This is a genomic window from Pseudomonas sp. B12(2026), from assembly GCF_057767015.1.
The window spans coordinates 5,400,334-5,425,639 of the sequence record NZ_CM173430.1 but is presented as its reverse complement, the minus strand read 5'-3'; the positions used below and the strand labels follow the sequence as shown (position 1 = coordinate 5,425,639).

22 protein-coding genes are annotated in these 25,306 nt (G+C 66.5%); 18 read left to right on the top strand and 4 right to left on the bottom strand.

Features of this window, described 5'->3' with window-relative positions:
- The first annotated feature begins 312 nt into the window (after nt 1-312).
- The 4 genes from AC3B6A_RS25205 to AC3B6A_RS25190 all read left to right on the top strand — a co-directional run bounded on the left by AC3B6A_RS25205 (nt 313) and on the right by AC3B6A_RS25190 (nt 3,599).
- Nucleotides 313-1,326 (top strand): class 1 fructose-bisphosphatase, encoded by a 1,014-nt coding sequence (locus AC3B6A_RS25205; protein WP_488399824.1) that lies wholly within the window; start codon nt 313-315, stop codon nt 1,324-1,326.
- Complete coding sequence (locus tag AC3B6A_RS25200) at nt 1,326-1,934, top strand: DUF924 family protein (protein ID WP_488399823.1); 609 nt, start codon at nt 1,326-1,328, stop codon at nt 1,932-1,934. The genes AC3B6A_RS25205 and AC3B6A_RS25200 overlap by 1 nt, the downstream gene beginning before the upstream one ends.
- A gap of 73 nt (nt 1,935-2,007) precedes the next feature.
- The gene (bamE, locus tag AC3B6A_RS25195) at nt 2,008-2,262 is read left to right on the top strand and encodes an outer membrane protein assembly factor BamE domain-containing protein (protein WP_488399822.1); all 255 of its coding nucleotides are present in this window, start codon (nt 2,008-2,010) and stop codon (nt 2,260-2,262) included.
- Nucleotides 2,263-2,654: 392 nt separating this feature from the next.
- Nucleotides 2,655-3,599, top strand: coding sequence for an IS110 family transposase (locus AC3B6A_RS25190; RefSeq protein ID WP_488399821.1), 945 nt, complete (start codon nt 2,655-2,657; stop codon nt 3,597-3,599).
- Between the two features lie 71 nt (nt 3,600-3,670).
- Here the strand turns inward: AC3B6A_RS25190 and AC3B6A_RS25185 are convergent, their stop codons facing one another.
- A complete protein-coding gene (locus AC3B6A_RS25185) occupies nt 3,671-5,035 on the bottom strand; it encodes a formimidoylglutamate deiminase (protein WP_488399820.1) in 1,365 nt (454 codons plus the stop codon).
- Nucleotides 5,036-5,269: 234 nt separating this feature from the next.
- On the opposite strand from AC3B6A_RS25185, the gene hutC reads away from it, so the two are divergent.
- Entirely contained in the window at nt 5,270-5,980 is a 711-nt protein-coding gene (hutC, locus tag AC3B6A_RS25180) for a histidine utilization transcriptional repressor HutC (RefSeq protein ID WP_488403706.1), read from the top strand.
- On the top strand, nt 5,977-6,567 hold the full coding sequence (locus tag AC3B6A_RS25175) for a HutD/Ves family protein (protein WP_488399819.1): 591 nt from the start codon (nt 5,977-5,979) through the stop codon (nt 6,565-6,567). Before hutC ends, AC3B6A_RS25175 begins: the two co-directional genes overlap by 4 nt.
- A gap of 266 nt (nt 6,568-6,833) precedes the next feature.
- Here the strand turns inward: AC3B6A_RS25175 and hutH (AC3B6A_RS25170) are convergent, their stop codons facing one another.
- Nucleotides 6,834-8,363, bottom strand: a complete 1,530-nt coding sequence (hutH, locus tag AC3B6A_RS25170) for a histidine ammonia-lyase (protein ID WP_488399818.1) — start codon at nt 8,361-8,363, stop codon at nt 6,834-6,836.
- A 234-nt stretch (nt 8,364-8,597) separates the two neighbouring features.
- Here hutH (AC3B6A_RS25170) and AC3B6A_RS25165 point away from each other — a divergent pair, with 234 nt between their 5' ends.
- The 9 genes from AC3B6A_RS25165 to hutG all read left to right on the top strand — a co-directional run bounded on the left by AC3B6A_RS25165 (nt 8,598) and on the right by hutG (nt 20,019).
- Nucleotides 8,598-9,614 carry an ABC transporter substrate-binding protein gene (locus AC3B6A_RS25165; RefSeq protein ID WP_488399817.1) on the top strand — a complete coding sequence of 339 codons (1,017 nt, stop codon included), beginning with the start codon at nt 8,598-8,600 and terminating at the stop codon, nt 9,612-9,614.
- A 457-nt stretch (nt 9,615-10,071) separates the two neighbouring features.
- On the top strand, nt 10,072-11,739 hold the full coding sequence (gene hutU, locus AC3B6A_RS25160) for a urocanate hydratase (protein ID WP_488399816.1): 1,668 nt from the start codon (nt 10,072-10,074) through the stop codon (nt 11,737-11,739).
- Nucleotides 11,740-11,857: 118 nt separating this feature from the next.
- Entirely contained in the window at nt 11,858-13,270 is a 1,413-nt protein-coding gene (locus AC3B6A_RS25155; protein WP_488399814.1) for a purine-cytosine permease family protein, read from the top strand.
- Nucleotides 13,271-13,412: 142 nt separating this feature from the next.
- Entirely contained in the window at nt 13,413-14,321 is a 909-nt protein-coding gene (locus AC3B6A_RS25150) for an ABC transporter substrate-binding protein (protein WP_488403705.1), read from the top strand.
- A gap of 206 nt (nt 14,322-14,527) precedes the next feature.
- Nucleotides 14,528-15,382, top strand: coding sequence for an ABC transporter permease (locus tag AC3B6A_RS25145; protein WP_488399813.1), 855 nt, complete (start codon nt 14,528-14,530; stop codon nt 15,380-15,382).
- The gene (locus AC3B6A_RS25140) at nt 15,379-16,194 is read left to right on the top strand and encodes a quaternary amine ABC transporter ATP-binding protein (protein WP_192225162.1); all 816 of its coding nucleotides are present in this window, start codon (nt 15,379-15,381) and stop codon (nt 16,192-16,194) included. The genes AC3B6A_RS25145 and AC3B6A_RS25140 overlap by 4 nt, the downstream gene beginning before the upstream one ends.
- A 182-nt stretch (nt 16,195-16,376) precedes the next feature.
- Complete coding sequence (gene hutH, locus AC3B6A_RS25135) at nt 16,377-17,909, top strand: histidine ammonia-lyase (protein WP_488399812.1); 1,533 nt, start codon at nt 16,377-16,379, stop codon at nt 17,907-17,909.
- Nucleotides 17,906-19,102 carry an imidazolonepropionase gene (gene hutI, locus AC3B6A_RS25130; RefSeq protein ID WP_488399811.1) on the top strand — a complete coding sequence of 399 codons (1,197 nt, stop codon included), beginning with the start codon at nt 17,906-17,908 and terminating at the stop codon, nt 19,100-19,102. Before hutH (AC3B6A_RS25135) ends, hutI begins: the two co-directional genes overlap by 4 nt.
- 113 nt (nt 19,103-19,215) lie before the next feature.
- Complete coding sequence (gene hutG, locus AC3B6A_RS25125; RefSeq protein WP_488399810.1) at nt 19,216-20,019, top strand: N-formylglutamate deformylase; 804 nt, start codon at nt 19,216-19,218, stop codon at nt 20,017-20,019.
- Nucleotides 20,020-20,166: 147 nt separating this feature from the next.
- Here the strand turns inward: hutG and AC3B6A_RS25120 are convergent, their stop codons facing one another.
- Nucleotides 20,167-21,567, bottom strand: coding sequence for a hypothetical protein (locus tag AC3B6A_RS25120; RefSeq protein WP_488399809.1), 1,401 nt, complete (start codon nt 21,565-21,567; stop codon nt 20,167-20,169).
- Between the two features lie 106 nt (nt 21,568-21,673).
- Complete coding sequence (locus tag AC3B6A_RS25115) at nt 21,674-22,618, bottom strand: LysR family transcriptional regulator (RefSeq protein ID WP_488399808.1); 945 nt, start codon at nt 22,616-22,618, stop codon at nt 21,674-21,676.
- A 131-nt stretch (nt 22,619-22,749) separates the two neighbouring features.
- Here AC3B6A_RS25115 and AC3B6A_RS25110 point away from each other — a divergent pair, with 131 nt between their 5' ends.
- Genes AC3B6A_RS25110 through AC3B6A_RS25100 form a run of 3 tightly spaced genes read left to right on the top strand, consistent with a single transcriptional unit; the run spans nt 22,750 to nt 25,304 of the window.
- Entirely contained in the window at nt 22,750-23,994 is a 1,245-nt protein-coding gene (locus tag AC3B6A_RS25110; RefSeq protein WP_488399807.1) for a D-amino acid dehydrogenase, read from the top strand.
- Nucleotides 23,995-24,019: 25 nt separating this feature from the next.
- Nucleotides 24,020-24,370: a RidA family protein gene (locus AC3B6A_RS25105; RefSeq protein ID WP_488399806.1), complete on the top strand. Its 351-nt coding sequence runs from the start codon at nt 24,020-24,022 to the stop codon at nt 24,368-24,370.
- Nucleotides 24,371-24,404: 34 nt separating this feature from the next.
- Entirely contained in the window at nt 24,405-25,304 is a 900-nt protein-coding gene (locus tag AC3B6A_RS25100; protein ID WP_488399805.1) for a transporter substrate-binding domain-containing protein, read from the top strand.
- The last annotated feature ends 2 nt before the right edge of the window (nt 25,305-25,306 follow it).

Sequence of the window (25,306 nt, the reverse complement as noted above, 5' to 3'; positions counted from 1 at the left end):
CCCGGTGCGTCCCGCAACCTCTTCCACACCGGGATCACGCCGCCGGCCGTGCCGTTCGTCACGCCGCCGTGGCGCGGCATGGGGAACCGCGCACGCGGCGCCGGCCCCGATGGCGGCTGGGCCGGGATCGTCCGGACGCTGCCCGATGGCAAGGCGGGGCGCGGCTGAAGGCCGCTGCCGGCTCGCGGGAGGTGGGAACTGCCCGTGGCTGGCGGGTTCCAAGCATTCGGTGCGGCCTCCGTGCAGGAGGCGTCGCAACCGATTCCACGCTAGAATGCGCCCTGATTTTTCCCTTCTCCCCTGGAGTCCTTCATGTCCCGCGTTACCCTCAGCCGCTACCTGATCGAGCAGACCCGCAGCCACAACACGCCGGCCGACCTGCGCTTCCTCATCGAGGTGGTGGCGCGTGCGTGCAAGGAAATCAGCCATGCCGTGTCCAAGGGCGCCCTGGGCGGCGTGCTGGGCAGCATGGGCACCGAGAACGTGCAGGGCGAGGTGCAGAAGAAGCTGGACGTGATGTCCAACGAAATCCTGCTGGAAGCCAACGAGTGGGCCGGCAACCTGGCCGGCATGGCCTCCGAGGAAATGGACCACCCCTACCAGATTCCCGGCAAGTACCCGAAGGGCGCCTACCTGCTGGTCTTCGACCCGCTGGACGGCTCCTCCAACATCGACGTCAACGTCTCGGTCGGCACCATCTTCTCCGTGCTGCGCTGCCCGACCGAGTACCTGAGCCAGAACGACAGCCTGCGCGAGGAAGCCTTCCTCCAGCCGGGCACCACCCAGGTCGCCGCCGGCTACGCCATCTACGGCCCGCAGACCATGCTGATCCTGACCCTGGGCAACGGCGTCAAGGGCTTCACCCTGGACCGCGAGCTGGGCAGCTTCGTGCTGACCCACGAGGACATCACCGTCCCCGCCAGCACCGCCGAATTCGCCATCAACATGTCCAACCAGCGCCACTGGGAAGCCCCGGTGAAGCGCTACGTGGAAGAGCTGCTGGCCGGCAAGGAAGGCCCGCTGGGCAAGAACTACAACATGCGCTGGATCGCCTCCATGGTGGCCGACGTGCACCGCATCCTGACCCGCGGCGGTGTCTTCATGTACCCGCGCGACGCCCGTGAGCCGGAGAAGCCCGGCAAGCTGCGGCTGATGTACGAAGCCAACCCGATGTCCTTCATCATCGAGCAGGCCGGCGGCGCCGCCACCAACGGCAAGCAGCGCATCCTCGAGATCCAGCCGGACAACCTGCACCAGCGCGTCGCGGTGTTCCTCGGCTCCAAGGAAGAAGTCGAGCGCGTCACCGGCTACCACCAGGAAGGCTGATGCCCGGCGAGGCCCATTGGCAGGCGCTGCTGGACTGGTGGTTCGGCAGCGCGCTGGATGCCGTCGAGGTGTCCGCGCAGCGCAAGGCCCTGTGGTTCGGCAAGAGCGCCTGCCAGGACGTCGATTCCGACAACCGTTTCGGCGGCCTGGTGCGCCAGGCCCTGGACGGCGGCCTGCGGGACTGGGAAACCGAGCCGCAGCGCTGGCTGGCGCTGATCCTGCTGCTCGACCAGCTGCCGCGCATGATCTTCCGCGACACCCCGCGCGCCTACGCCGGCGACGCTCGCGCCCGGCAACTGGTGCGCCGGGGCCTGGAAGCCGGCTTCGACCGCCGGCTGTCGCGCATCGAGCGGGTGTTCGTCTACATCGTGCTGGAGCACGCCGAGGACCTCGCCAGCCAGGACCAGGCGGTGCGTCTCTACGAGGAACTGCAGGCCGAATCCGGCGATGCCGAGAAGGTCCTGTTCGCCGGCTATCTCGCCTATGCGCGCAAGCACCGGGCAGTGATCGCCCGCTTCGGCCGCTTCCCCCACCGCAACGCCATCCTCGGGCGCCCGTCCAGCGCCGAAGAAAGGCGGTTCCTCACGGAACCCGGTTCGCGTTTCTGAATCCAAGCGGTCGGCCGATCCGGCTGCCCTGTGCCAAGATTGTTGGCCTGCCCCCAAACAACGGAGTTGTCGAATGTCCTTGCGCCGCCTCGCGCTCGTCGCGTTCTGTGTCGTTCTGGCTGCCTGCAGCAAGATCAACCAGGAGAACTATTCCAAGATCAAGACCGGCATGACCAAGGCCGAGGTCGAAAGCCTGATCGGCAAGCCCACCGAATGCTCCGGCGCGCTGGGCGTGACCAGCTGCACCTGGGGCGATGACAATGCCTTCATCAGCATCCAGTTCGCGGGTGACAAGGTGCTGCTGTTCTCCGCCCAGAACCTGAAGTAGGATCGCCTGGAGCGGGCGCCGGGGCCGGCTGCGGCCGTTGCTTTCGCGCACCATGAAAAAACGCCCCGAGGGGCGTTTTTTCATGGGCGATGCAGGGCGGGAGCTCCCGCAGGAGCGGGCCTTGTCCGCGATTGCCCCGGTGCAGTGCGGTGCAGTGCGGTTCGCGAGCAAGCTCGCTTGTATGGCGTAGGGTAGGAACCTGTCGGGGGTGGAGGGACCAAGCTCGCTTCTGCAAACCAGACGGTAGGAGACTTCTCCCACCCACGCGCTCACGCCAAGCGCCGATAAGGAATCCATCGGAAACTGAGTAGCAGCTCAGACCGACAATACCGGCAAGCCTGCGCTGATGTGAGCCCCGACAGGTTGTTCCATCTTCCCCGTCGGAGTACGCCATGACAAGCCAGGTCCCCGTTATCGGTATCGATGTTGGCAAGGACTCGCTGAGTCTCTGCCATGCCCATTCAGGCGAAGTCAGCGAGTTGCCCAACGAGGTCCGCGCGATCAAGGCTTGGCTCAAGGAGCTGCCCGCCGGCTGCGCCATCGCCATCGAAGCCACTGGCACCTATCACGTGGCGGCAGCGACCCTGGCGTATGCCAAGGGGCACCGGGTCTACCTCATCAACGGCTATCGCTTGAGCAACTACCGCAAGGGGATTGGCGGTCGTAACAAGGATGATCGCAGCGATGCCCAACTCCTGGCCCGCTATTTGGCTCACGAGCACGCGCAGCTTGAGCCCTGGCAGCCGCCCAGCAAGACCTACACCCGCCTGCAGACCCTGCTGCACCGCCGCAGCCTCCTGGTTCGCAGCGCGACGGCCCTGCGGCAGGGCTTTGCCCAGGATGGCGAGCTCAAGAGAGCACTCAAACCGGTCCTGCGGCGCATGGCGGTGCTGGAGCTGCGTCTGGAGAAGCTCATTCAGGCTGCCCTGCACGACGCCGGCCTGGGCGAGCAGAGCCAACGCTGCCAGGCCATCGAGGGTATTGGCCCATTGACCGCGGCGGCCCTGAACATGGCCTTTCTGCGCGGCAGCTTTCGCAACGGTGATGCATTCATCGCGTTTCTGGGACTGGATGTGCGGGTCAAGGAGTCGGGCCGCTATTGCGGCCAGCGCAAGCTGACCAAGCAAGGGAGCCCCGAAGTGCGGCGCCTGCTGCACAACGCCGCGATGTCCGCTGCCCGGACCCACCGCTGGCGCGATCTCTACCAGAGCTACCTGGCGCGGGGACTGAAGAAAACCCAGGCGCTGACCATCCTTGCACGCAAGCTGGCGAGAATCTCCTTTGCCCTGATGACCACCCAACAGCCGTACCGACCTGCGGGTGATACGGCGGGGTAGACATAGAATCTCCTACGAAGAGCGCTCCGGCGTTTCCCTGTGCTCGCGAATGACGCCGGGACGGTCGCAGTTCAGCCCAGCAGCTCGCGCAACACCCCGGCGAACTCCCGCGCGCTCTGTTCTTCCAGGGCGTGCCTGCCGTCGCGCACCCGCCATTGCCCGGCGACCATCACATCGCGCACCTGGCGGTCGCCGCCGGCGAACAGCCAGCGGTTGAGGATGGCGTCGCCACGGGCGCTCTGCAGGTACGGATCGTTGCCGTCCAGCACCAGCAGGTCGGCGCGCTTGCCGACGGCCAGTTCGCCGGTCGGCTGGCCGAGGGCCTGGGCGCCGCCGGCGAGGGCGGCGTCGAACAGGGTGCGGCCGACCATCGGCTGGTCCTTGCCGTAGAGGCGGTTGCGGCGCTGGTCACGCAAGCGCTGGCCGTATTCCAGCCAGCGCAGTTCCTCGACCACGCTGAGCGACACGTGGCTGTCCGAGCCGATGCCGAAGCGGCCGCCCTGGGCGAGGTAGTCCACCGCCGGGAAGATGCCGTCGCCCAGGTTCGCCTCGGTGGTCAGGCAGAGGCCGGCCACCGCGCCGCTGCGCGCCATCGCCGTCACTTCGTCGGCTTCGGCATGGGTGGCGTGGACCAGGCACCAGCGCTCGTCCACCGCGACGTTCTCGTACAGCCATTGCAGCGGACGGCGGCCGCTCCAGGCCAGGCAGTCGGCGACTTCCTTCTGCTGCTCGGCGATGTGGATGTGCACCGGGCAGCCGCTGTCGTCGGCACCCAGCACCTCGGCGATCTGCTGCGGGGTGACCGCGCGCAGGGAGTGGAAGCACAGGCCGAGGCTCTGCTGCGGCTGGCTCGCCAGGTGCGCGCGCAGGCCGTCGATCAGCTTCAGGTAGCCGTCGGTGCCGTTGATGAAGCGGCGCTGGCCTTCGCTCGGCGCCTGGCCGCCGAAGCCGGCGTGGGAATAGAGCACCGGCAGCAGGGTCAGGCCGATGCCGGCATCCGTCGCGGCCTGGCTGACGCGCAGGGCCAGCTCCGCCGGGTTGGCGTAGGGCTTGCCGTCGCTGTCGTGGTGCACGTAATGGAATTCGGCGACGCCGGTATAACCGGCCTTGAGCATCTCGATGTAGAGTTGGCGGGCGATTATCCCGACCTGCTCCGGCGACAGGCGGCCGACCAGGCGGTACATCAGGTCGCGCCAGGTCCAGAAGCTGTCGTTGGGGTTGCCGGCGACTTCCGCTAGGCCCGCCATGGCGCGCTGGAAGGCGTGCGAGTGCAGGTTCGGCATGCCCGGCAGCACCGGGCCGCGCAGGCGCTCGGCGCCCTCCGCGCTGGCATCCGGGGTGATGGCGGTGAACAGGCCCTCGGCGTCGATCTCGAAGCGGACATTGCGCGCCCAGCCGGAAGGCAGCAGGGCGGATTCGGCGAACAGGACGGACATGCGCGGGGCCTCGCGGGTTTCTTCGAATTTGTATATACATATACAGACGTTTGCCGAGACCGTAAACTGCAAGGCACCCGACGGTCGTCACAGGGCTTGTATGCACCGGTCGAATCCGGTACATGCCGGAGTCAGCCCCAGGCCTTCGCCCGCCGTCGCCCAGACAAGGAGTTTCCCGTGCCCGCATCGCCCACGCCTACCCCGCCCTCCGAGGGTTCGTCGCTCGCCGCGCAGATGGGGGAAATTCCCGCGCCGCTGTACGCCCGCGTCAAGCAGCTGATCATCCAGCAGATCCAGTCCGGCACCTGGCCGCCGCACTACCGCGTGCCGTCCGAGGCGGAGCTGGTCGACGAGCTGGGTGTCAGCCGCATGACCATCAACCGCGCGCTGCGCGAGCTGACCGCCGACGGCCTGCTGGTGCGCATGCAGGGCGTGGGCACCTTCGTCGCCGAGCCCAAGGGCCAGTCCGCATTGTTCCAGGTGCAGAACATCGCCGAGGAAATCACCGCTCGCGGCCACAAGCATCATTGCGTGGTGGTCAGCCTGATCGAGGAACTGGCCACCGCCGAGCGCGCGCTGGCGCTGGACGTGCGCGAAGGGCAGCGCATCTTCCACTCGATCATCGTGCACTACGAGAACGATATTCCGGTGCAGATCGAGGACCGCTACGTCAACGCGGCCGTGGCGCCGGACTACCTGAAACAGGACTTCACCGGGCAGACGCCGTTCGCCTACCTGACCCAGGTTGCGCCGCTGAGCGAGGGCGAACATGTGGTCGAGGCGGTGCTGCCCAGCCCCGAGGAATGCAAGCTGCTGTCCGTCGACCGCCACGAGCCGTGCCTGCTGATCCGCCGGCGTACCTGGTCGGGGCGCAATACCGTCACCAGCGCGCGCCTGCTGTATCCGGGCTCGCGCTACCGCCTGGAGGGACGTTTCAGTTCATGACCGATTTGACGTTGCTGCGCGCCGCCGACTGCCCGGTGATGCCCTGGAAGAATGGCGCGGGCACCACCCGCGAGATCGTCCGCGATGCCGGCGACGGCCTGGAAGGCTTCGGCTGGCGCGTGTCCATCGCCGACGTCGGCGCGCCGGGGCCGTTCTCCGCGTTCATCGGCTACCAGCGCGTCATCAGCGTGCTGGAAGGCGAGGGCATGCGGCTGAACGTGGATGGCACCGATTCCCGCGACCTGCGTGCGCTCGATGCCTTCGCCTTCGATGGCGCCAGCGCGGTGGATTGCACACTGCTGGGTGGCGCGATCCGCGACTTCAACCTGATCTATTCGCCAGCCCGCTATCGTGCGCGGCTGCAATGGCTGAAGCTGGATAGCGCGGCGCATTTCTTCAGCAGCGCGAGCACGGTGCTGCTGTTCAGTGCGGGAGAGGGCATCCACGCCAGCCTGAACGGTGTGGCCAGCGGTGTGCTGGGGCTGCATGACACGCTGATCGCCGAGGGCGCTGGCGTGCTGCAGGAGTGGCGGCTGACGGTGGCGGGCAGGGCGGATATCTGCCTGATCGAGCTTGAGCCACGCTGAATAGCAAAGGGCGCCGAGAGGCGCCCTTTTGGTTCGTAGGATGGCGTGGAGCGAAGCGATACCCATCAAGTCCTGAGCGGTGATCCGCATGGGTATCGCGCCGCTCCACCCATCCTACGGTTCTGAACATGGCTCCATACGCCATGCCCGCTCCTGCAGGTAGACGCGGGTGCGGCGTTTTTCGCGGTGATCCGCATGGCAATGGCGCCGCTCCGTGCAGGAGCGGGCCATTGCCCGCGATGGCGTAAAACGCCGTCGATCTCCTGTCAGGCGTACAACCGCGAATAATCGATCCAGCGGCTCATCACGCCATCCTCCACCCACGCCCGCGCCGCGGCGATGTCCGGGGCGAAGTAGCGGTCCTGCTCGTAGTGCGGCACCTGGCTGCGGATCAGCGTGCGCACTTCCTGCAGTTGCGGCGAGCTTTGCAGCGGTGTGTGGAAGTCCACGCCCTGCGCAGCGGCCAGCAGCTCGATGGCGACCACGCCGGCGCTGTTGCCGGCCATGTCCAGCAGACGGCGGGCGGCGAAGGTGGCCATGGAGACGTGGTCCTCCTGGTTCGCCGAGGTCGGCAGGCTGTCCACCGAGGCCGGGTGTGCCAGGGTCTTGTTCTCCGAGGCCAGTGCCGCCGAAGTGACCTGGGCGATCATGAAGCCGGAGTTCAGGCCGCCTTCCTTGACCAGGAAGGCCGGCAGCCCGGACATCGCCGGGTCCACCAGTTGGGCGATGCGGCGCTCGGACAGCGCGCCGATCTCCGAGATCACCAGCGCCAGCACGTCGGAGGCCATGGCCACCGGTTCCGCATGGAAGTTACCGCCTGACAGAACGTCGCCGTCGGCGCTGAACACCAGCGGGTTGTCGGAAACGGCATTGGCCTCGCGCAGGAAAACGCCCGCGGCGAAGCGCAGGTGATCCAGGCAGGCGCCCATTACCTGAGGCTGGCAGCGCAGGGAGTACGGGTCCTGCACACGCTTGCAGTCGATGTGCGACTGGTTGATCGGGCTGTCGTGCAGCAGATCGCGGTACAGCTCGGCGACCGCGATCTGCCCCGGCTGGCCACGCACTTCCTGGATGCGCGCATCGAAGGGCACGAACGAGCCCTTCAGCGCTTCCACTGTCAGGCTGCCAGCGACCACTGCGGAGATGAACAGCTTCTCCGTCGCGAACAACCCGCGCAGGGCCAGAGCGGTGGAGACCTGGGTGCCATTGATCAGCGCCAGGCCTTCCTTCGGCCCCAGTACCAGCGGCTCGGCGCCGGCGATGGCGAGGCCCTCTGCAGCTTCGAGGATGCGCCCTTGGTGACGCACCTGGCCGACGCCCAGCAGGGTCGAGGACATGTGCGCGAGCGGCGCGAGGTCGCCGGAGGCGCCCACCGAGCCCTGCGACGGAATGCACGGGTAGACCCGCGCCTTGTAGAGCTTGAGCAGCGTCTCGATCACCGGCAGGCCGACGCCGGAGAAGCCGCGCGCCAGGGAGCCGATCTTCAGCGCCATGATCAGCGCCACGCTGGCGTCGTCCAGCAGCGGGCCGGTGCCGGTGCAGTGGGAGAGGATCAGGTTGCGCTGCAGGGTGGCGAGCTGGTCCTCGGCGATGGAGGTACGCGCCAGCAGGCCGAAGCCGGTGTTGATGCCGTAGACGGTGCGCTGGTCGGCGATGATCTGGCTGACCGTCTGCGCGCTGCGCAGGATCGCCTCGTGGCTCTGGTCAGCGAGCTGCAGGTCGGGTTGGTGCTGGTAGATGGCGCGCAGCTGGTCGAGGTCGAACTGGCCGGGCGTCAGGAGCAGGGTTTCGGGCATGTCAGCATCCTGGGTTCGGTGGAAGTGTTACCGTAGTAGGTTCCTGTATATACAGGTATAGCAATCGCTATGCCATGGTACGCCCGGGCCCGGGCTACCGTGGTTCACCCTGCTGCGTAGTGATTCTGGATGAAGTGAATGTCACCTCCGGTGGCATTTCCAGTCCGATGGTTGTGGGCAAATCGCGGATCGGCGGCTAAACCCAATGGGACACCAACGCGCCCGGAGACGCCCATGTCCGCCCCCCGTTGCCTGTTCGCGCTGCTGCTGGCCTTCGGCCTGTGCGCGCAGACCCTTGCCGCTGGCTGCCCCTATCCGAAACCCGTGGTGTTCGCCGGGCTGAACTGGGAGAGCGGCATGTTCACCACCGAGGTTCTGCGCTTCATCCTGGAGAAGGGCTACGGCTGTCAGACCGACGCGGTGCCGGGTAACACCGTGACCATGGAGAACGCGTTGAAGCAGAACGATATACAGGTCACCGGCGAGCAGTGGGCCGGACGCAGCACCGTCTGGCAGCAGGCGGAGAAGGCCGGTCAGGTGTTCTCCGTGGGCGAGACGGTGAAGGGCGCCAGTGAAGGCTGGTGGGTGCCGGACTACGTGGTGCACGGTGATGCCGGGCGCAGCATCAAGGCTTCCGCGCCGGACCTGAAGTCTGTCAGTGACCTGCCCAGATACAAGGCGCTGTTCAAGGATGACGAGGAGCCGGGCAAGGGCCGCTTTTACAACTGCCCCACCGGCTGGACCTGCGAGATCGTCAACACGCAGAAGCTCAAGGCCTATGGGCTGACTGACAGCTACGTGAACTTCCGCACCGGCGCCGGCCCCGCGCTGGATGCGGCGATCAGCTCGGCCATCGCCCAGGGCAAGCCGGTGCTCTTCTATTACTGGGCGCCGACGCCGCTGCTGGGGCGTTTCAAGCTCGTGCAGCTGGAGGAACCGCCGTTCAGTGAAGCGGCCTGGAAGACCCTGACCGACCCGAACGACCCCAACCCCAAGGGCTCGCGCTCGTTGCCGGCGAAGATCAGCATCGGCGTGTCTCGCGACTTCCACGACAAGGCGCCAGCGCTGGTGCAGGTGTTCGAGAAGGTCGAACTGCCGCTGCCGCTGTTCAACGCGCTGCTGGCGGACATGGCCGAGCATCATCGTGATGTGGCGGATGTGCGGGCGAAGTTCTTCCGCGAGCATCGGGAGCTGTGGTCGACCTGGGTGTCGGCAGAGGCGGCGACGAAGATCGACGCGGCGTTGAAGTGATGCGCAACGGCGGTTCGCGAGCAAGCTCGCTCCTACAGGGCCTGCGCCGGCCCGCTCTTCGTAGGAGCGAGCTTGCTCGCGAACATCGCCGCTGCTGACTTCCATTTCCTGCTCGGAAATAACTTGTCTATACAACTTGTGTCCCTTGGTAGCGAGTGGTGTTACCGAACGCCACGAAACGGTGCAGGTAAGCCTTCTTCTGGTGCGGTTATCTGAAGGATGGCCGTTTCTGCCAGTCGGTCATGATTTGTGCAATTCAAGTTTTATTCCTTATAAATCAACTGGTTGATCATTTTTCTCGATTGGCTGAGTGTCCCTCCAGTCAAGGTTGGCCTCTGCTTTGCTTATACTTGTACATACAAGCATAGACATGATGGTGGCGAGTCTCTCGGCACCGTCGAACGAACCGCCGGGCCGCCTCCACGGCCACCGACCTGAGCAAGCGAAGGAGCCTTCCGTGACCAAATACCGCGACGTCGAAATCCGTGCCCCGCGCGGCACCCAGCTGAACGCCAAGAGCTGGCTGACCGAAGCCCCGCTGCGCATGCTGATGAACAACCTCGACCCGGAGGTGGCAGAGAATCCGAAGGAGTTGGTGGTGTACGGCGGCATCGGCCGCGCCGCGCGCAACTGGGAGTGCTACGACAAGATCGTCGCCACCCTGAAGGAACTGAACGACGACGAGACCCTGCTGGTGCAGTCCGGCAAGCCGGTCGGCGTGTTCAAGACCCACGCCAACGCGCCACGAGTGCTGATCGCCAACTCCAACCTGGTGCCGCACTGGGCCAACTGGGAGCACTTCAACGAACTGGACGCCAAGGGCCTGGCCATGTACGGCCAGATGACCGCCGGCTCGTGGATCTACATCGGTAGCCAGGGCATCGTCCAGGGCACCTACGAAACCTTCGTCGAGGCCGGCCGCCAGCACTACGCCGGCAACCTCACCGGCCGCTGGGTGCTCACCGCCGGCCTCGGCGGCATGGGCGGCGCCCAGCCGCTGGCCGCGACCCTGGCCGGCGCCTGCTCGCTGAACATCGAGTGCCAGCAGAGCCGCATCGACTTCCGCCTGAAGACCCGCTACGTCGACGAGCAGGCCAAGGACCTGGACGACGCCCTGGCGCGCATCGCCAAATACACCGCCGAAGGCAAGGCGATCTCCATCGCCCTGCACGGCAACGCCGCCGAAATCCTCCCGGAACTGGTGCGCCGTGGCGTGCGCCCGGACATGGTCACCGACCAGACCTCCGCCCACGACCCGCTCAACGGCTACCTGCCGGCCGGCTGGACCTGGGAGCAGTACCGCGACCGCGCGCAGACCGAACCGGCCGCGGTGGTCAAGGCCGCCAAGCAGTCCATGGCCGTGCACGTCAAAGCCATGCTCGACTTCCAGAAACAGGGCGTGCCGACCTTCGACTACGGCAACAACATCCGCCAGATGGCCAAGGAAGAGGGCGTCGACAACGCCTTCGACTTCCCCGGCTTCGTCCCGGCCTACATCCGCCCGCTGTTCTGCCGTGGCGTCGGCCCGTTCCGCTGGGCGGCGCTGTCGGGCGACGCCGAGGACATCTACAAGACCGACGCCAAGGTCAAGGAGCTGATCGCCGACGACGCCCACCTGCACCGCTGGCTGGACATGGCCCGCGAGCGCATCAGCTTCCAGGGCTTGCCGGCGCGCATCTGCTGGGTCGGCCTGGGCCAGCGCGCCAAGCTCGGCCTGGCGTTCAACGAAATGGTCCGCAGCGGCGAGCTGAAGGCGCCGATCGTGATCGGCCGCGACCACCTCGACTCCGGCTCGGTGGCAAGTCCCAACCGCGAGACCGAGGCCATGGCCGACGGCTCCGACGCCGTGTCCGACTGGCCGCTGCTCAACGCCCTGCTGAACACCGCCAGCGGCGCCACCTGGGTCTCGCTGCACCACGGCGGCGGCGTGGGCATGGGCTTCTCCCAGCATTCGGGGATGGTGATCGTCTGCGACGGCACCGACGAAGCTGCCGCGCGCATCGCCCGCGTGCTGACCAACGACCCGGCCACCGGCGTGATGCGCCATGCCGACGCCGGCTACCAGATCGCCATCGACTGCGCGAAGGAGCAGGGCCTGAACCTGCCGATGATCACCGGCAAGTAATGCGGTAACAGCCAGTCAGGACCAGGGAGAGGGCCGCCGCGCGGCGTGGTGCGGCGGCCCGGTCCGTAAAGAAGCAGTACATCGACAGACAAGAATTCCCTTCGGGAGAACAATAACGATGTCCCAGGCCAGTGATAGCTCCAAACCCCTGATCGAAGTGCGTTCGATCAACTACATCCCCGAGGCCGAGCGCCACGGCAAGCTCTACAGCCAGTTCACCCTGTGGCTGGGCGCCAACCTGCAGATCACCGCCATCGTCACCGGCGCCCTGGCCGTGGTGCTGGGCGGCGACGTGTTCTGGTCGCTGATCGGCCTGCTGATCGGTCAACTGCTGGGCGGCGGGGTGATGGCGCTGCACGCGGCGCAAGGGCCCAAGCTCGGCCTGCCGCAGATGATTTCCAGCCGCGTGCAGTTCGGCGTCTACGGCGCGGCCATTCCCATCGTGCTGGTGTGCCTGATGTACCTGGGCTTCACCGCCACCGGCACGGTGCTCTCCGGCCAGGCGCTGGGCCAGTTGTTCGGCGTCAGCGACAGCGTCGGCATCCTGATGTTCGCCAGCGTCATCGTGCTGGTGACCGTGCTCGGCTACCGGGTGATCCACGTCATCGGCCGCATCGCCAGCGTCATCGGGGTGATCGCCTTCGTCTACCTGTTCAGTCGCCTGATGAGCCAGACCGATGTCGGCGCGCTGCTGCAGATCCGCCACTTCAGCTGGAGCAGCTTCCTGCTCGCGGTATCCCTGGCCGCGTCCTGGCAGATCGCCTTCGGCCCCTACGTCGCCGACTACTCACGCTACCTGTCGAGCAGCACTTCCTCGCTGAAGACCTTCCTCGCCGTGGGTGCAGGTTCGGTGATCGGCGCGCAGGTGGCGATGATCTTCGGCGTGTTCGCCGCGGCTGGGGCCAACGGGCAGTTCGCCGGTCATGAAGTGGCCTACATCGTCGGCCTGAGCGGCAGTGGCGCCGTCGCCGCACTGCTCTACTTCAGCATCGCCTTCGGCAAGATCACCATCTCGACGCTGAACTCCTACGGCAGCTTCATGTGCATCGCCACGGTGATCAGCGGCTTCCGCGGCCATCTGGAAGTGAGCCGCCTGCAGCGCCTGGTGTTCGTCCTGCTGATCGTCGGCGCCGCGACCCTGATCGCGCTGCTCGGCCAGCATTCGTTCCTCGGCGCGTTCAAGTCCTTCATCCTCTTCCTGCTGGCCTTCTTCACCCCGTGGAGCGCGGTCAACCTGGTGGACTACTACTGCATCACCCGCGAGCACTACGACGTGCCGGCGCTGGCCGACCCCGATGGCCGCTACGGCCGCTGGAACATCCCCGGCATCAGCGTCTACGTGATCGGCGTGCTGGTACAGCTGCCCTTCATCTCCACCAAGTTCTACACCGGTCCGCTGGTGGATGCGCTGGGTGGCGTGGATATCTCCTGGATCATCGGCCTCGTGGTTCCGGCCGTTCTCTATTACCTGGTCGCCCGGCGTGTCACGCGGGCAGTACCGGACCGGCTGATCCTGCCGGTCCGCACCTGAACAGACCGGCCCGGCCGCGCGGCCGCAAGCCCGCGCGGCCCTTGCACTGCCCAACCTCATTCACGTTTAGGAGCATCAGATGAACAACACCAAGAAGACGCTGCTGGGCCTGTTCCTTTCCGCCGGTCTGCTGGGCGGCACCATGGCTTCGGCCCAGGCCGCCGGCTGGTGCGAGAGCGGCAAGCCGGTGAAGTTCGCCGGGCTGAACTGGGAGAGCGGCATGCTGCTCACCGACCTCATGCAGATCATCCTGAAAAACGGCTACGGCTGCGAAACCGACAGCCTGCCGGGCAACTCCATCACCATGGAGCAGGCGCTGGCGAACAACGACATCCAGATCTTCAGCGAAGAGTGGATCGGTCGCAGCGACGCCTGGAACAAGGCCGCCGCCGCCAACAAGGTGATCGGCGTGGGCGCGCCCATCGTCGGCGCCACCGAAGGCTGGTACGTGCCGCGCTTCGTGATCGAGGGCGACAAGGCGCGCAACATCGAAGCCAAGGCGCCGAACCTGAAGGCCGTGACCGACCTTGGGCAGTATTCCGAGCTGTTCCGCGACCCGGAAGAGCCGGGCAAGGGCCGCTTCTACAACTGCCCGGCCGGCTGGACCTGCGAGCTGGAAAACTCCGAGATGCTGAAGAAGTACGGCCTCGAGGACAAATACACCAACTTCCGCCCCGGCACCGGCCCGGCCCTGGATGCCGCCGTGCTGTCGAGCTACAAGCGCAAGGAGCCTATCCTCTTCTACTACTGGTCGCCGACGCCGCTGATGGGCCAGGCCGACCTGGTGAAGCTGGATGAGCCGGGCGTGAACAAGGACGTGAAGATCCAGGTCGGTCTGTCCAGGACCTTCCACGACCAGGCTCCGGAACTGGTGGCCGTGCTGGAGAAGGTCAATCTGCCCATCGACCTGCTGAACCAGAACCTGGCGAAGATGGCCAAGGAGAAGCTCACCTCCGAGCAACTGGCCAAGGCCTTCCTCAAGGAACATCCGGAGGTGTGGACCACCTGGGTCAGCGAGGACGCTGCGAAGAAGGTCCAGGCAGCGCTCTGAGCGCCCGAGCCCTGATCGTCGCGAGTGACGGCCAGGCAAGGCGAAAGGCGATGAGGACGCGGAGCTTACACACAGTAAATGAGCAGTCCGATCCGGCTTTCAATGCCGCCTGGCCGAGCGCAGCAGATCAGGGACAGGTGCTCACGCCGCCGAATCCGGAGGAGCGCTGCTCCTCCGGCGATGCCCACTCCTGACGAGTACGTGCCATGTTTCCCGAACGCTTCACTTTCTCCATCGCCGACCGGGTCAACGGTTGGGTCGATGCCCTGGTCACCAATTACGGCGACGTGTTCCGCCACATCTCCGACACCCTGCTGTGGGCCATCGTCAACCTGGAGAGCGTGCTGCGAGCCACTCCCTGGTGGCTGATGCTGGCCATCGTCGCCGGCATCGCCTGGCACGCCACCCGGCGCGTCCTGCCGACCGTGGTGATCGTCGGGCTGCTGTTCCTGGTGGGAGCCGTCGGCCTGTGGGACAAGCTGATGCAGACCCTCGCGCTGATGATGGTCGCGACTATCATCTCGGTGCTGATCGGCATCCCGCTGGGCATCGTCGCCGCGCGCAGCGACCGCTTCCGCGCCGTGCTGCTGCCGCTGCTGGACATCATGCAGACCATGCCCAGCTTCGTGTACCTGATCCCGGTGCTGATGCTGTTCGGCCTGGGCAAGGTGCCGGCGATATTCGCTACCGTGATCTACGCCGCTCCGCCGCTGATCCGCCTCACCGACCTGGGCATCCGCCAGGTCGACCGCGAGGTGATGGAAGCCATCACCGCCTTCGGCGCCAACCGCCGCCAGCAATTGTTCGGCGTGCAACTGCCGCTGGCGCTGCCGAGCATCATGGCCGGCATCAACCAGACCACCATGATGGCCCTGTCGATGGTGGTCATCGCCTCGATGATCGGCGCCCGTGGCCTGGGCGAGGACGTGCTGGTGGGCATCCAGACCCTCAACGTCGGCAAGGGCCTGGAAGCGGGCCTGGCCATCGTCATCCTCGCCGTGGTCATCGACCGCATCACCCAGGCTTACGGCCGCTCGCGCCACCATGAGGCCAGCAAATGAGCAAGATCCAGGTCAAGAACGTCTACAAGATCTTCGGCGCCAAGGCCGACGCGGCGCTGGCGATGATCCGCCAGGGCAAGAGCAAGGCCGAGGTGCTCGCCGCCACCGATTGCGTGGTCGGGGTGAACGACCTCTCGCTGTCCATCGAGGCCGGGGAAATCTTCGTCATCATGGGCCTGTCCGGTTCCGGCAAGTCGACCCTGGTGCGCCACTTCAACCGCCTGATCGACCCCACCAGCGGGCAGATCCTGGTGGATGGCGAGGATGTGCTCGCCTACGACGCCGCCGCGCTGGAGAACTTCCGCCGGCGCAAGATCAGCATGGTGTTCCAGAGCTTCGGCCTGCTGCCGCACAAGAGCGTGCTCGACAACGTCGCCTACGGCCTGAAGATCCGTGGCGAGAGCAAGGCGCTGTGCCAGGAGCGCGCGCTGCACTGGATCGCCACCGTGGGCCTGAAGGGCTACGAGAAGTCCTACCCGCACCAGCTCTCCGGCGGCATGCGCCAGCGCGTCGGCCTGGCCCGCGCACTGGCCGCGGACACCGACATCATCCTCATGGACGAAGCCTTCAGCGCCCTCGATCCGCTGATCCGCGCAGACATGCAGGACCAACTGCTGGAGCTGCAGAAGACCTTGCACAAGACCATCGTCTTCATCACCCACGATCTCGATGAAGCCGTGCGCATCGGCAACCGCATCGCCATCCTCAAGGACGGCCAGCTGATCCAGGTGGGCGCGCCCGCCGACATCCTGCACAAGCCCGCCGACGAGTACGTCGACCGCTTCGTCCAGCGCCGCGTCGCTGCGCTGTAAGAGCCTGTTGGAAGTCGCGCCGAGCGTGGCTCAGGCAAGGCAAAAGCAGGCGAAAAAGGAGTGGTAAATGAGCATTTTGAGCCTGCTTTTAACGCAGCATGAGCAAGCGCAGGCAGACATTTAACAGGTTCCAACGCCATTCGCCGGCGGGGAAGGAGCTTCCCCGCCTACAGGAGTTCCGCATGTCGTCCTCTTCCACCATCACCTTCGGCAACGGTCCGCTGCGCTGGCAGGACCTGGTCGCGGTGGCGCGCCAGGGCGCGCGCCTGCACCTGTCGACGGCTGCCTGGGCACGCATCGACAACGCCCACGGCATCGTCGAGCGCATCGTCAGCCGGGGAGAGCGGGCCTATGGCATCAGCACCGGCCTGGGTGCGCTGTGCAACGTGGTGCTGCAGGGTGAGCAACTGGCACAGCTGTCGCGCAACACGCTGCTCAGCCATGCCTGCGGCGTGGGCGAGCCGCTGAAGGACGAACAGACCCGCGCGATCATCGCCGCGGCCATCGCCAACTACAGCCACGGCAAATCCGGCCTGCACCGCCGTGTGGTGGAAGCGCTGCTGGCGCTGCTCAACCACGGCATCACCCCGCGCGTGCCGGCGCAGGGCTCGGTGGGCTACCTGACCCACATGGCCCACGTCGGCGTGGCGCTGCTGGGCATCGGTGACGTGAGCTATCGCGGCGAGGTCGTTCCCGCCGCCCGCGCCCTGGCCGCCGAAGGCCTGGAGCCGGTGCAGCTGGGCGCCAAGGACGGGCTCTGCCTGGTCAATGGCACGCCGTGCATGACCGGCCTGAGCTGCCTCGCCCTCGACGAGGCGACCCGCCTTGCACAGTGGGCCGACGTGATCGGCGCGATGAGCTTCGAGGCCCTGCGCGGGCAGATCGACGCGTTCGACGCCGAAATCATCGCGCTCAAGCCGCACCCGGGCATGCAGAAGGTCGGCGCCAACCTGCGCGCGCTGCTCGAAGGCAGTGAAGTGATCGCCAGCAACAAGGGCATCCGCACCCAGGACGCCCTGAGCATCCGCTCCATGCCGCAGATCCACGGCGCCTGCCGCGACCAGCTGGAACACGCGGCGCGGCAGATCGAGACCGAACTCAACTCCGCCACCGACAACCCGCTGGTGCTGGGTTCGCCGGACGACTACCGCGTGGTGTCCCAGGCCAACCCCCACGGCGAATCCGTGGCCATGGCCGCCGACCTGCTGGCGATCGCCGTGGCCGAGCTGGGCGGGGTCTCCGAGCGCCGCCTGGACCGCCTGGTCAACCCGCTGGTCAGCGGCCTGCCGGCGTTCCTGGTGAGCCAGCCGGGCGTCAACTCCGGGATGATGATCGCCCAGTACGTCGCCGCCTCCCTGGCCGGCGAGAACCGCCAGTTGGCGCAGCCCGCCGTGGTGGACAACTTCGTCACCTCCGGCCTGCAGGAAGACCACTTGAGCCTGGGCACCAGCGCCGCGCTCAAGCTCGGCCGCGCCCTGGACAACAGCCGGCGCATCCTCGCCATCGAATACCTGCTGGCCGCGCAGGCATTCGAATTCCTCAAGCCGCAGCGCTTCGGCAGCGGCACTGACTGCGCCTGGAGCCTGCTGCGCGAACAGGTGCCGGCCTACGACAGCGACCGCTGGCTGGCGCCGGACATCGCCCGCGCCGCCGAGCTGCTGGCCGACCCGGCGGCGCTGCACAACGTCGGCGCGAGCATCGGGAGACTGCAATGAAACACCTCTGGCAGCACTGCCACGCGGCGACCCTGCGGGACGGCCGCTACTCGATCATCGAGGACGCCGCGATCATCACCGAAGGCGGGCGCATCACCTGGATCGGCCCGCGCGCCGAACTGCCGGAGCTCCAGGTGCAGAGCACCGACCTGGGCGGCGCCTGGGTCACCCCGGGCCTCATCGACTGCCACACGCACCTGGTGTTCGGCGGCGATCGCAGCGGTGAATTCGAGCAGCGCCTGAACGGCGTCAGCTACGCCGAGATCGCCGCCGCCGGCGGCGGCATCGCCAGCACCGTGCGTGCCACCCGCGAGGCCAGCGAGGACGAACTGCTGGCCAGCGCCATCAAGCGCGCCCGGCCGCTGCTGGCCGACGGCGTGACCGTGCTGGAAGTGAAGTCCGGCTACGGCCTCGACCTGGAAAGCGAGCGGCGCATGCTGCGCGTCGCCCGCCGCCTGGAGCAGGCGCTGCCGGTGACGGTGCGCACCACCTGCCTGTCCGCCCATGCGCTGCCGCCGGAGTACGCCGGGCGCGCCGACGACTACATCGAGCAGGTCTGCCAGCACATCCTCCCGGCCCTGGCCGCGGAAGGGCTGGTGGACGCGGTGGACGCCTTCTGCGAGCACCTGGCGTTCTCCCCCGCGCAGGTCGAGCGGGTGTTCCAGGCCGCCAAACGCCTGGGCCTGCCGGTGAAGCTGCACGCCGAGCAGCTGTCCTCGCTGCACGGCTCCAGCCTCGCCGCGCGCTACGGCGCGCTGTCCGCCGATCACCTGGAATTCATGGACGAAAGCGACGCCATCGCCATGGCCGAAGCCGGCACCGTCGCGGTGCTGCTGCCGGGCGCCTTCTTCGTCCTGCGCGAAACCCAGCTGCCGCCGATGGACGCCCTGCGCAAGCACGGCGTTAACATCGCCATCGCCAGCGACCTCAACCCCGGCACCTCGCCGGCGCTGTCCCTGCGCCTGATGCTGAACATGGCCTGCACCGCCTTCCGCCTGACCCCGGAAGAGGCCCTGGCCGGCGTCACCCTCAACGCCGCGCGCGCCCTGGGCCTGGCCGACAGCCACGGCAGCCTGGAGGCGGGCAAGGTCGCCGACTTCATCGCCTGGGACATCCAGCGCCCCGCCGAACTGGCCTACTGGCTCGGCGGCGACCTGCCCAAGCGCGTCATTCGTCACGGCGAAGAGCTGTGAATTTGCTTTTCGTAGGAGCGAGCTTGCTCGCGAACCGGACTCCGCAGCGGGGCTGTTCGCGAGCAAGCTCGCTCCTACAAGAGACATCTCGCCCGTATTGGAGATAGCTACCCATGGATAACGTTCTCGAATTCAAACGCGGCCGCGTGCCGCTCTTGATCAGCATGCCTCACCCCGGCCTGCGCCTGACCCCGGCGGTGGAAGCCGGCCTCGTCGACGACGCCCGCGAACTGGCCGACACCGACTGGCACATCCCGCAGCTCTACGCCTTCGCCGAGGAACTGGGCGCCAGCACCCTGGCCGCCGGCTACTCGCGCTACGTCATCGACCTCAACCGCCCGGCCGACGACAAGCCGCTGTACAGCACCGCCACCACCGGCCTCTACCCCGACACCCTGTTCGACGGCCGCCCGCTGTTCAAGGACGGCTTGGCGCCGTCGCCCGAGGAGCGCGCCCGTTACCTCGCCGAAGTCTGGACGCCCTATCACCAGACCCTGGCCGATGAACTGGCGCGCCTGAAGGCCGAGTTCGGCTACGCGCTGCTGTGGGATGCGCACTCGATCCGCTCGCACATCCCGCACCTGTTCGATGGCAAGCTGCCGGACTTCAACATCGGCACCAACAGCGGCGCGAGCTGCGACCCGCAACTGGCCGAGCGCCTGGTGGCGGTGTGTGCGGGGGCGCCGGCGTACCGCCATATCCTCAACGGACGCTTCAAGGGCGGCCACATCACCCGCCACTACGGCCAGCCGCAGCAGGACGTGCACGCGGTGCAGCTGGAACTGGCGCAGTGCAACTACATGGACGAGCAGGCGCCCTTCGGCTACCGCGAGGACCTGGCCGGCCCCACCGCCCAGGTGATCCGCCGCATGCTGGAAACCTTCATCGCCTGGGGCCGCGAGCGCTACGGGCGCTGAGTTTTACGCAGCTTCCTGCCGCTCCGGGACTGTCGGCGCGGCGCCGCCGGACCACGCATCCCGGCGGCGCTTCCCCGGGGCGGCAGGGGGCTGTCTTTTCATTTGAAGCGGTGTTGCACCAGTTGCTTCTCGGTGTCGCTGCTCAGCTCAGCGGAAGCGGGTGATGTGCGAGTCCGAGTAGTAGAACTCGTTGCGACTGTCTCCCTGGCTGAAAACCAGGCCGTAGTCTTCCAAGTAGTAGCGGGTGTCGATGCGCTTGTACTCGTCGTCGACCACTGAACACTTGATCTCCTTGGCTCGGCCGGTGAGTTGCAGGTTCAATTCAGCGGCGGCCAGTTCTCGGGTAACGTCGCAGCGGGTTTCCTGGTCGAATCGGGATTGGCCCGTCATGCTGAAAGTGTCGCGTTGAGTGACCCGATAGGCGAGGTGCTCGCCGACCGGTAACTGCTTCCAGTTCCCTTCCAATTCCAGTTTCTCCACCACATGAGTCCCCTGCGCTGCGCCGCTGAAGTGAGTGACGCTGCTGAGTTCCACCATGCCCATGAAGCTGGTTTTCTGCGCGACGTAGCCTGAACCCAACTGCTTGATCCGTAGCAGCCCCGGTACTTCACCTGGCTGGATCCAGAACTCCTCGGTCAATGGCTTGGTTTCGCCCTTGAAGGTTGAGGTGCCTTCAGTACGAAGGTAAGTCAGAGATTGCTTGGGCGCGGTGAGTCCGAGGGATGCCACACTATGAACGATGCCCGCTTCTAATGTGGGTTGGTTTTCCAGATCCGGAGCAGGTTTGTCACGCTTTTCCGCGCGCGCCAAGCTGGATAGCTGTGCGCTTGGTTTACAAGCGGCTTGCAGGATGGTGCGGTAATCGGCGGAGGCGGAGGTGAAGGGCTGTGTACTCGGGGTTCCCTCAATGCGACCATCGGTGACTCGTTGCAGTTGGTCGAGGTCATATCCGGCTACCCATGTGTAGGTGCTCCGCTGGCAATTGACTTCAAGCTGTTCGACTTTGCTGCCGTAAGGCGCCTGATAGGGGGGATCGTAAGCCAGCGATGGGGAGTCGAAAGCTGCCCAGAGGCGCAGGCTGCCATCGGTCCGTGGTTTCAGGCTGGCAATGTCCAGAAGAATCTGCCCTTGGGCGTTGTTTTCGAAGCTCCCCAGTTTTCGCCAGTCCGGAGCCTGTGCGCAGGCCTGCTGTATCTGGGGCAAGTCCCGTAGAGTCCTGGCGGTTTTGGCTGTCAGTGCTATCGGTCCGCGATATTGCGACTTGCCCACCCCGTACATGCGATTGGGGGTATCGATATATAGCCAACTGGCGCTATCGCCTGAGCAGCGAACCTGAAGCTGCAAGGTGGCGCGGGGCAGGCGCAGGGCGAGCGCGACTTCCGTCTCTGTACGCAAAACACTGTTCTCAATGATATTGGCGGGAGCAGCGGAATCGGTTACCAGCTTGTCCAGTGAATCCGTGGGCTGTTTCGTGGCGGAGGGAAAAGTGGCGCAGGCGCCGAGAGCAAGGAGCAGCGGCGAGAGGAGTAGCGGGCGAAGTTGGGCCATGGAGAGTCCTTTCAGATTGGAGTTCGGCCCCGTCTGGGGCACGTAAGGTTTGGGCAATTCCGTATTTGTGACAATGATGTGCAGCAATTGAGGCCAACTACTGGCATCAGGATCCCTCTTCAGGAATCCTGTCGCCCTGAGCCTGGGGAGCGGTTCTGGCCAACTGAGCCTCGGCATGCCGCACCAGCATCTCCAGCAGCAACGCCTGGGTGTGCGGCGGCGTTTCGTCGGCGCGGGTCAGGGCGTAGAGCGTCACCTTCACGGTGGGTGACAGGGTTCGCTGCACCGTCAGGCGTTCGTCCGCACCCAGTGCGGTGAAGGGGTCGACCAGCGCCAATCCTGTTCCCGCTTCCACCAGTGTGCGTGCCAGCGCATAGGTCTGCACCGCGATGCGCACGCGCGGCGGCGGTTCGACGTTCGCCAGATGGCCTTCCAGCCGCGCGGACAGCGGGTCGGAGGTGGACAGCCCGATCATCGGCTCGCCGGCCAGTTCGTCCAGCGTCAGCGGCAGGCCCAGGCGGTCCGCCGGCCAGTGGCCGCGCGGCGCCAGGGCGACCAGCGGGCCGCTGGCGATGGGCTGCGAGCGCAGGCCGGGGTGGTCGGTCTGCTGCAGGGTCAGGGCGAGGTCGAGCTCGCGCATCAGCAGGTTCTGCACCAGTTCGCGGGAGTGCTGGGTGGCCAGTTCGCAGCTGCTCTGCGGGTAGCGGTCGGTCCATTCGCGGATCACCGGCGGCAGCAGCGACAGCGCCATGGCCGGCGTGGCGCCCACACGCAGGCGGTTCTCCGGCTGGCCGCGCAGGCTTTGCGCCAGGCGCCGGACGCCCTGCAGGCTTTCGCTGACCTTGGCCACTTCGCGTTCGAGCTCCAGCGCTTCGGGGGTCGCCTGCAGCTTGCCGCGCACGCGCAGGAACAGCGGGAAGCCCAGTTGCTGTTCGGCGTGCTGCAGCACCTTGGTCACGGCCGGCTGCGAGACGTGCAGCAATTGCGCGGCGCCGCTGACCGACCCGGTCTCACGAATGGCCTGGAACACTTCGATATGGCGCAGGCGCATGGGCGTCTCCCCTGGGTGGCTAACCGATGTGTATAACGCAAGGTTATGGGTTGCCCATGTTTATTCATTGTTCGCCGCCTGTCACCCGGGACTAAGGTCGAGGCCAGGATTGGAAGGGCAGTGAGGCGGCAATGGCACGGCGGGTTTGCATCATAGGCGCGGGCGTGGTCGGACTGGCCACGGCTCATGCGCTGGTCCTCGAAGGCTTCGACGTCACCGTGCTGGAGGCGCGGGATCAGGCTGGGTTGGAGACCAGCTTCGCCAATGGCGGCCAGTTGTCCTACCGCTACGTTGCGCCGCTCGCCGATGCCGGCGTGCCGCAGCAGGCGTTGGGCTGGCTGCTGCGCGGGGACTCGCCGCTGCGCCTGCGCCCGCGTCTGGACCCGGCGCAATGGCGCTGGCTGCTGGCGTTCACCGCCGCTTGCCGGCGCTCGGTGAACCAGGCCAACGCGAAACACCTTCTGCGCCTCGCGCTGTTCAGCCAGGCCACGCTGGCGCAGTGGCGCGAGGATGGGCTGGACGGATTCGACTGGCGGCGCAACGGCAAGCTGGTGGCCTTCCGCGACGAGGGCAGCTTCCGCAACGCGCGGCAGAGCCTGTCCGATCCTTCCGCGCAGTTCGTGCTCTCGGCCCAGCAGTGCCGCGAACTGGACCCGGCGCTGGAGCGCGCGCCCTTCGTCGGTGGCATCCATACGCCGGACGAGGAGGTCGCCGACTGCTTCCTGTTCTGCCAGCGGCTGGTCGAGCGGCTTGAGGCATCCAGCCGCTGCCGGATTCTCTATGGTCATCCAGCGTCCCGGCTGATCCTGCGCAACGGCGTCGTGGCCGGCGTGGAGGCGGGGGTGAGGAGCTTGGAGGCCGATCATGTCGTGCTCGCCGCCGGCTATCGCAGCGCCGCGCTGCTGCCGGGCGGGCCGCGCCTGCCGCTCTATCCGCTCAAGGGCTATAGCCTGACCGCGCCGATCCGCGCCAGCGACCATGCGCCGGACGTGAGCCTCACCGACTACGACCGCAAGGTGGTCTACGCGCGCATCGGCGACCGCCTGCGCATTGCTGCCATGGTCGACATCGTCGGCTTCGACCCGCGTCTGGAGCCCAAGCGCCTTGCGCTGATCCGCCAGCAGGCGGCGCAAACGCTGCCCGACGCCTGCGACTATGCCGCCGCCATCGAATGGGCCGGTATGCGCCCGGCCACGCCCACCGGCGTGCCCCTGGTGGGCGCCTGTGGGCCGCGCGGCCTGTGGCTCAATCTCGGCCACGGCGCGCTGGGCTTCACCCTGGCCTGCGGCAGCGCCCAACTGATCGCCACGCAGATCGCCGGGCACCGGCCGGCTATCGACACCACTGGCCTGACACCCGAGCGTCTGGCCGGTTGATTCCATCGGATCAGGAGACCCCACCATGCAACTCACACGCATCGCCACCAATGACCGCCTTTCCGGCGCTATGGTCTTCGGCTCGCTGGTGTTCCTCTCCGGACAGGTGCCCGGTCAGGCTACCGATATCCAGGGCCAGACCCGCGAGGTGCTGGCGAAGATCGATGCGCTGCTGGCCGAGGCCGGCACCGACAAGGCGAACGTCCTCAGCGCGACCATCTACCTCAAGGACATCGCCGCCGACTTCGAAGCCATGAACGGCGTCTGGTCCGCCTGGCTGCCCGATGGCTGCGCGCCGACCCGCACCACGGTGCAGGCGCTGCTGGCGCGACCGCCAGTGCTGGTGGAAATCACGATAATCGCCGCACGGCCTTGAACTACGACTCACAACAACAAGAGGGAGCGAACCCATGAAACGAATCGCACTGGGAATGCTGGCGGCGTCCAGCCTGGTCTGCGCGCTGGCGCAGGCGAACGAAGCGCTGGACGGCACGCTGAAGAAAGTCGCCGATCGCGGCTCGATAACCCTGGGTTATCGCGACGCCTCGGTGCCGTTTTCCTATCTGGGCGACAACAGCGGCCAGCCCATGGGCTACTCGGTGGAACTGGCCGGCAAGGTGGTCGAGCGCATCAAGCAGAAGCTCGACAAGCCCGATCTTGCGGTGAAATACAACCTGGTGACTTCGCAGACGCGCATCCCGCTGGTGCAGAACGGCACTGTCGACCTGGAGTGCGGCTCCACCGGCGTCACCGCCGAGCGCATGAAACAGGTCGCCTTCTCCTATGGCTTCATCTACGTGAAGGGTCAGTTGCTGACCGCCAAGGACAGCGGCATCCAGGGCTTCGACGATCTCAAGGGCAAGAACGTGGTGACCACCGCCGGCACCACCAACGAGCGTTACCTCAAGGCTTATAACGCCGAGCATAAGCTGGGCATGAACGTGGTCAGCGCCAAGGATCATGGCGAAGCCTTCCTCATGCTGCAGTCCGGCCGCGCGGTGGCCTTCTATATGGACGACGCGCTGCTCTATGGCGAGCGGGCCAAGGCGCGCGATCCGCACCAGTGGGTGGTGGTGGGCGAACCGCAGTCGCGGGAGATCTACGCCTGCATGGTGCGCCGCGACGATCCGCAGTTCCTTGTCCTGGTCAACCAGGCCCTGGCCGACCTGTATGCCTCCGGCGAGATCAAGGGCATCTACCAGCGCTGGTTCGAACAGCCGATCCCGCCGAAGAACCTCAACCTGGAATTCCCCATGACGGCCGAGTTGCGGGCGATCATCGCCAAGCCCACCAGCGAGCCGGTGCAGTAAAC

What these genes read in the sequence shown, in the direction of transcription:
- hutC (WP_488403706.1), top strand. Translation starts at nt 5,270, where the DNA reads ATGGGGGAAATTCCCGCGCCGCTGTACGCCCGCGTCAAGCAGCTGATC.
- AC3B6A_RS25155 (WP_488399814.1), top strand. Translation starts at nt 11,858, where the DNA reads ATGTCCCAGGCCAGTGATAGCTCCAAACCCCTGATCGAAGTGCGTTCG.
- AC3B6A_RS25100 (WP_488399805.1), top strand. Translation starts at nt 24,405, where the DNA reads ATGAAACGAATCGCACTGGGAATGCTGGCGGCGTCCAGCCTGGTCTGC.
- AC3B6A_RS25200 (WP_488399823.1), top strand. Translation starts at nt 1,326, where the DNA reads ATGCCCGGCGAGGCCCATTGGCAGGCGCTGCTGGACTGGTGGTTCGGC.
- AC3B6A_RS25150 (WP_488403705.1), top strand. Translation starts at nt 13,413, where the DNA reads ATGGCTTCGGCCCAGGCCGCCGGCTGGTGCGAGAGCGGCAAGCCGGTG.
- AC3B6A_RS25205 (WP_488399824.1), top strand. Translation starts at nt 313, where the DNA reads ATGTCCCGCGTTACCCTCAGCCGCTACCTGATCGAGCAGACCCGCAGC.
- hutH (WP_488399812.1), top strand. Translation starts at nt 16,377, where the DNA reads ATGTCGTCCTCTTCCACCATCACCTTCGGCAACGGTCCGCTGCGCTGG.
- AC3B6A_RS25115 (WP_488399808.1), bottom strand. Translation starts at nt 22,618, where the DNA reads ATGCGCCTGCGCCATATCGAAGTGTTCCAGGCCATTCGTGAGACCGGG.
- AC3B6A_RS25140 (WP_192225162.1), top strand. Translation starts at nt 15,379, where the DNA reads ATGAGCAAGATCCAGGTCAAGAACGTCTACAAGATCTTCGGCGCCAAG.
- hutH (WP_488399818.1), bottom strand. Translation starts at nt 8,363, where the DNA reads ATGCCCGAAACCCTGCTCCTGACGCCCGGCCAGTTCGACCTCGACCAG.
- hutI (WP_488399811.1), top strand. Translation starts at nt 17,906, where the DNA reads ATGAAACACCTCTGGCAGCACTGCCACGCGGCGACCCTGCGGGACGGC.
- AC3B6A_RS25120 (WP_488399809.1), bottom strand. Translation starts at nt 21,567, where the DNA reads ATGGCCCAACTTCGCCCGCTACTCCTCTCGCCGCTGCTCCTTGCTCTC.
- bamE (WP_488399822.1), top strand. Translation starts at nt 2,008, where the DNA reads ATGTCCTTGCGCCGCCTCGCGCTCGTCGCGTTCTGTGTCGTTCTGGCT.
- AC3B6A_RS25105 (WP_488399806.1), top strand. Translation starts at nt 24,020, where the DNA reads ATGCAACTCACACGCATCGCCACCAATGACCGCCTTTCCGGCGCTATG.
- hutG (WP_488399810.1), top strand. Translation starts at nt 19,216, where the DNA reads ATGGATAACGTTCTCGAATTCAAACGCGGCCGCGTGCCGCTCTTGATC.
- AC3B6A_RS25165 (WP_488399817.1), top strand. Translation starts at nt 8,598, where the DNA reads ATGTCCGCCCCCCGTTGCCTGTTCGCGCTGCTGCTGGCCTTCGGCCTG.
- AC3B6A_RS25175 (WP_488399819.1), top strand. Translation starts at nt 5,977, where the DNA reads ATGACCGATTTGACGTTGCTGCGCGCCGCCGACTGCCCGGTGATGCCC.
- AC3B6A_RS25145 (WP_488399813.1), top strand. Translation starts at nt 14,528, where the DNA reads ATGTTTCCCGAACGCTTCACTTTCTCCATCGCCGACCGGGTCAACGGT.
- AC3B6A_RS25110 (WP_488399807.1), top strand. Translation starts at nt 22,750, where the DNA reads ATGGCACGGCGGGTTTGCATCATAGGCGCGGGCGTGGTCGGACTGGCC.
- AC3B6A_RS25185 (WP_488399820.1), bottom strand. Translation starts at nt 5,035, where the DNA reads ATGTCCGTCCTGTTCGCCGAATCCGCCCTGCTGCCTTCCGGCTGGGCG.
- AC3B6A_RS25190 (WP_488399821.1), top strand. Translation starts at nt 2,655, where the DNA reads ATGACAAGCCAGGTCCCCGTTATCGGTATCGATGTTGGCAAGGACTCG.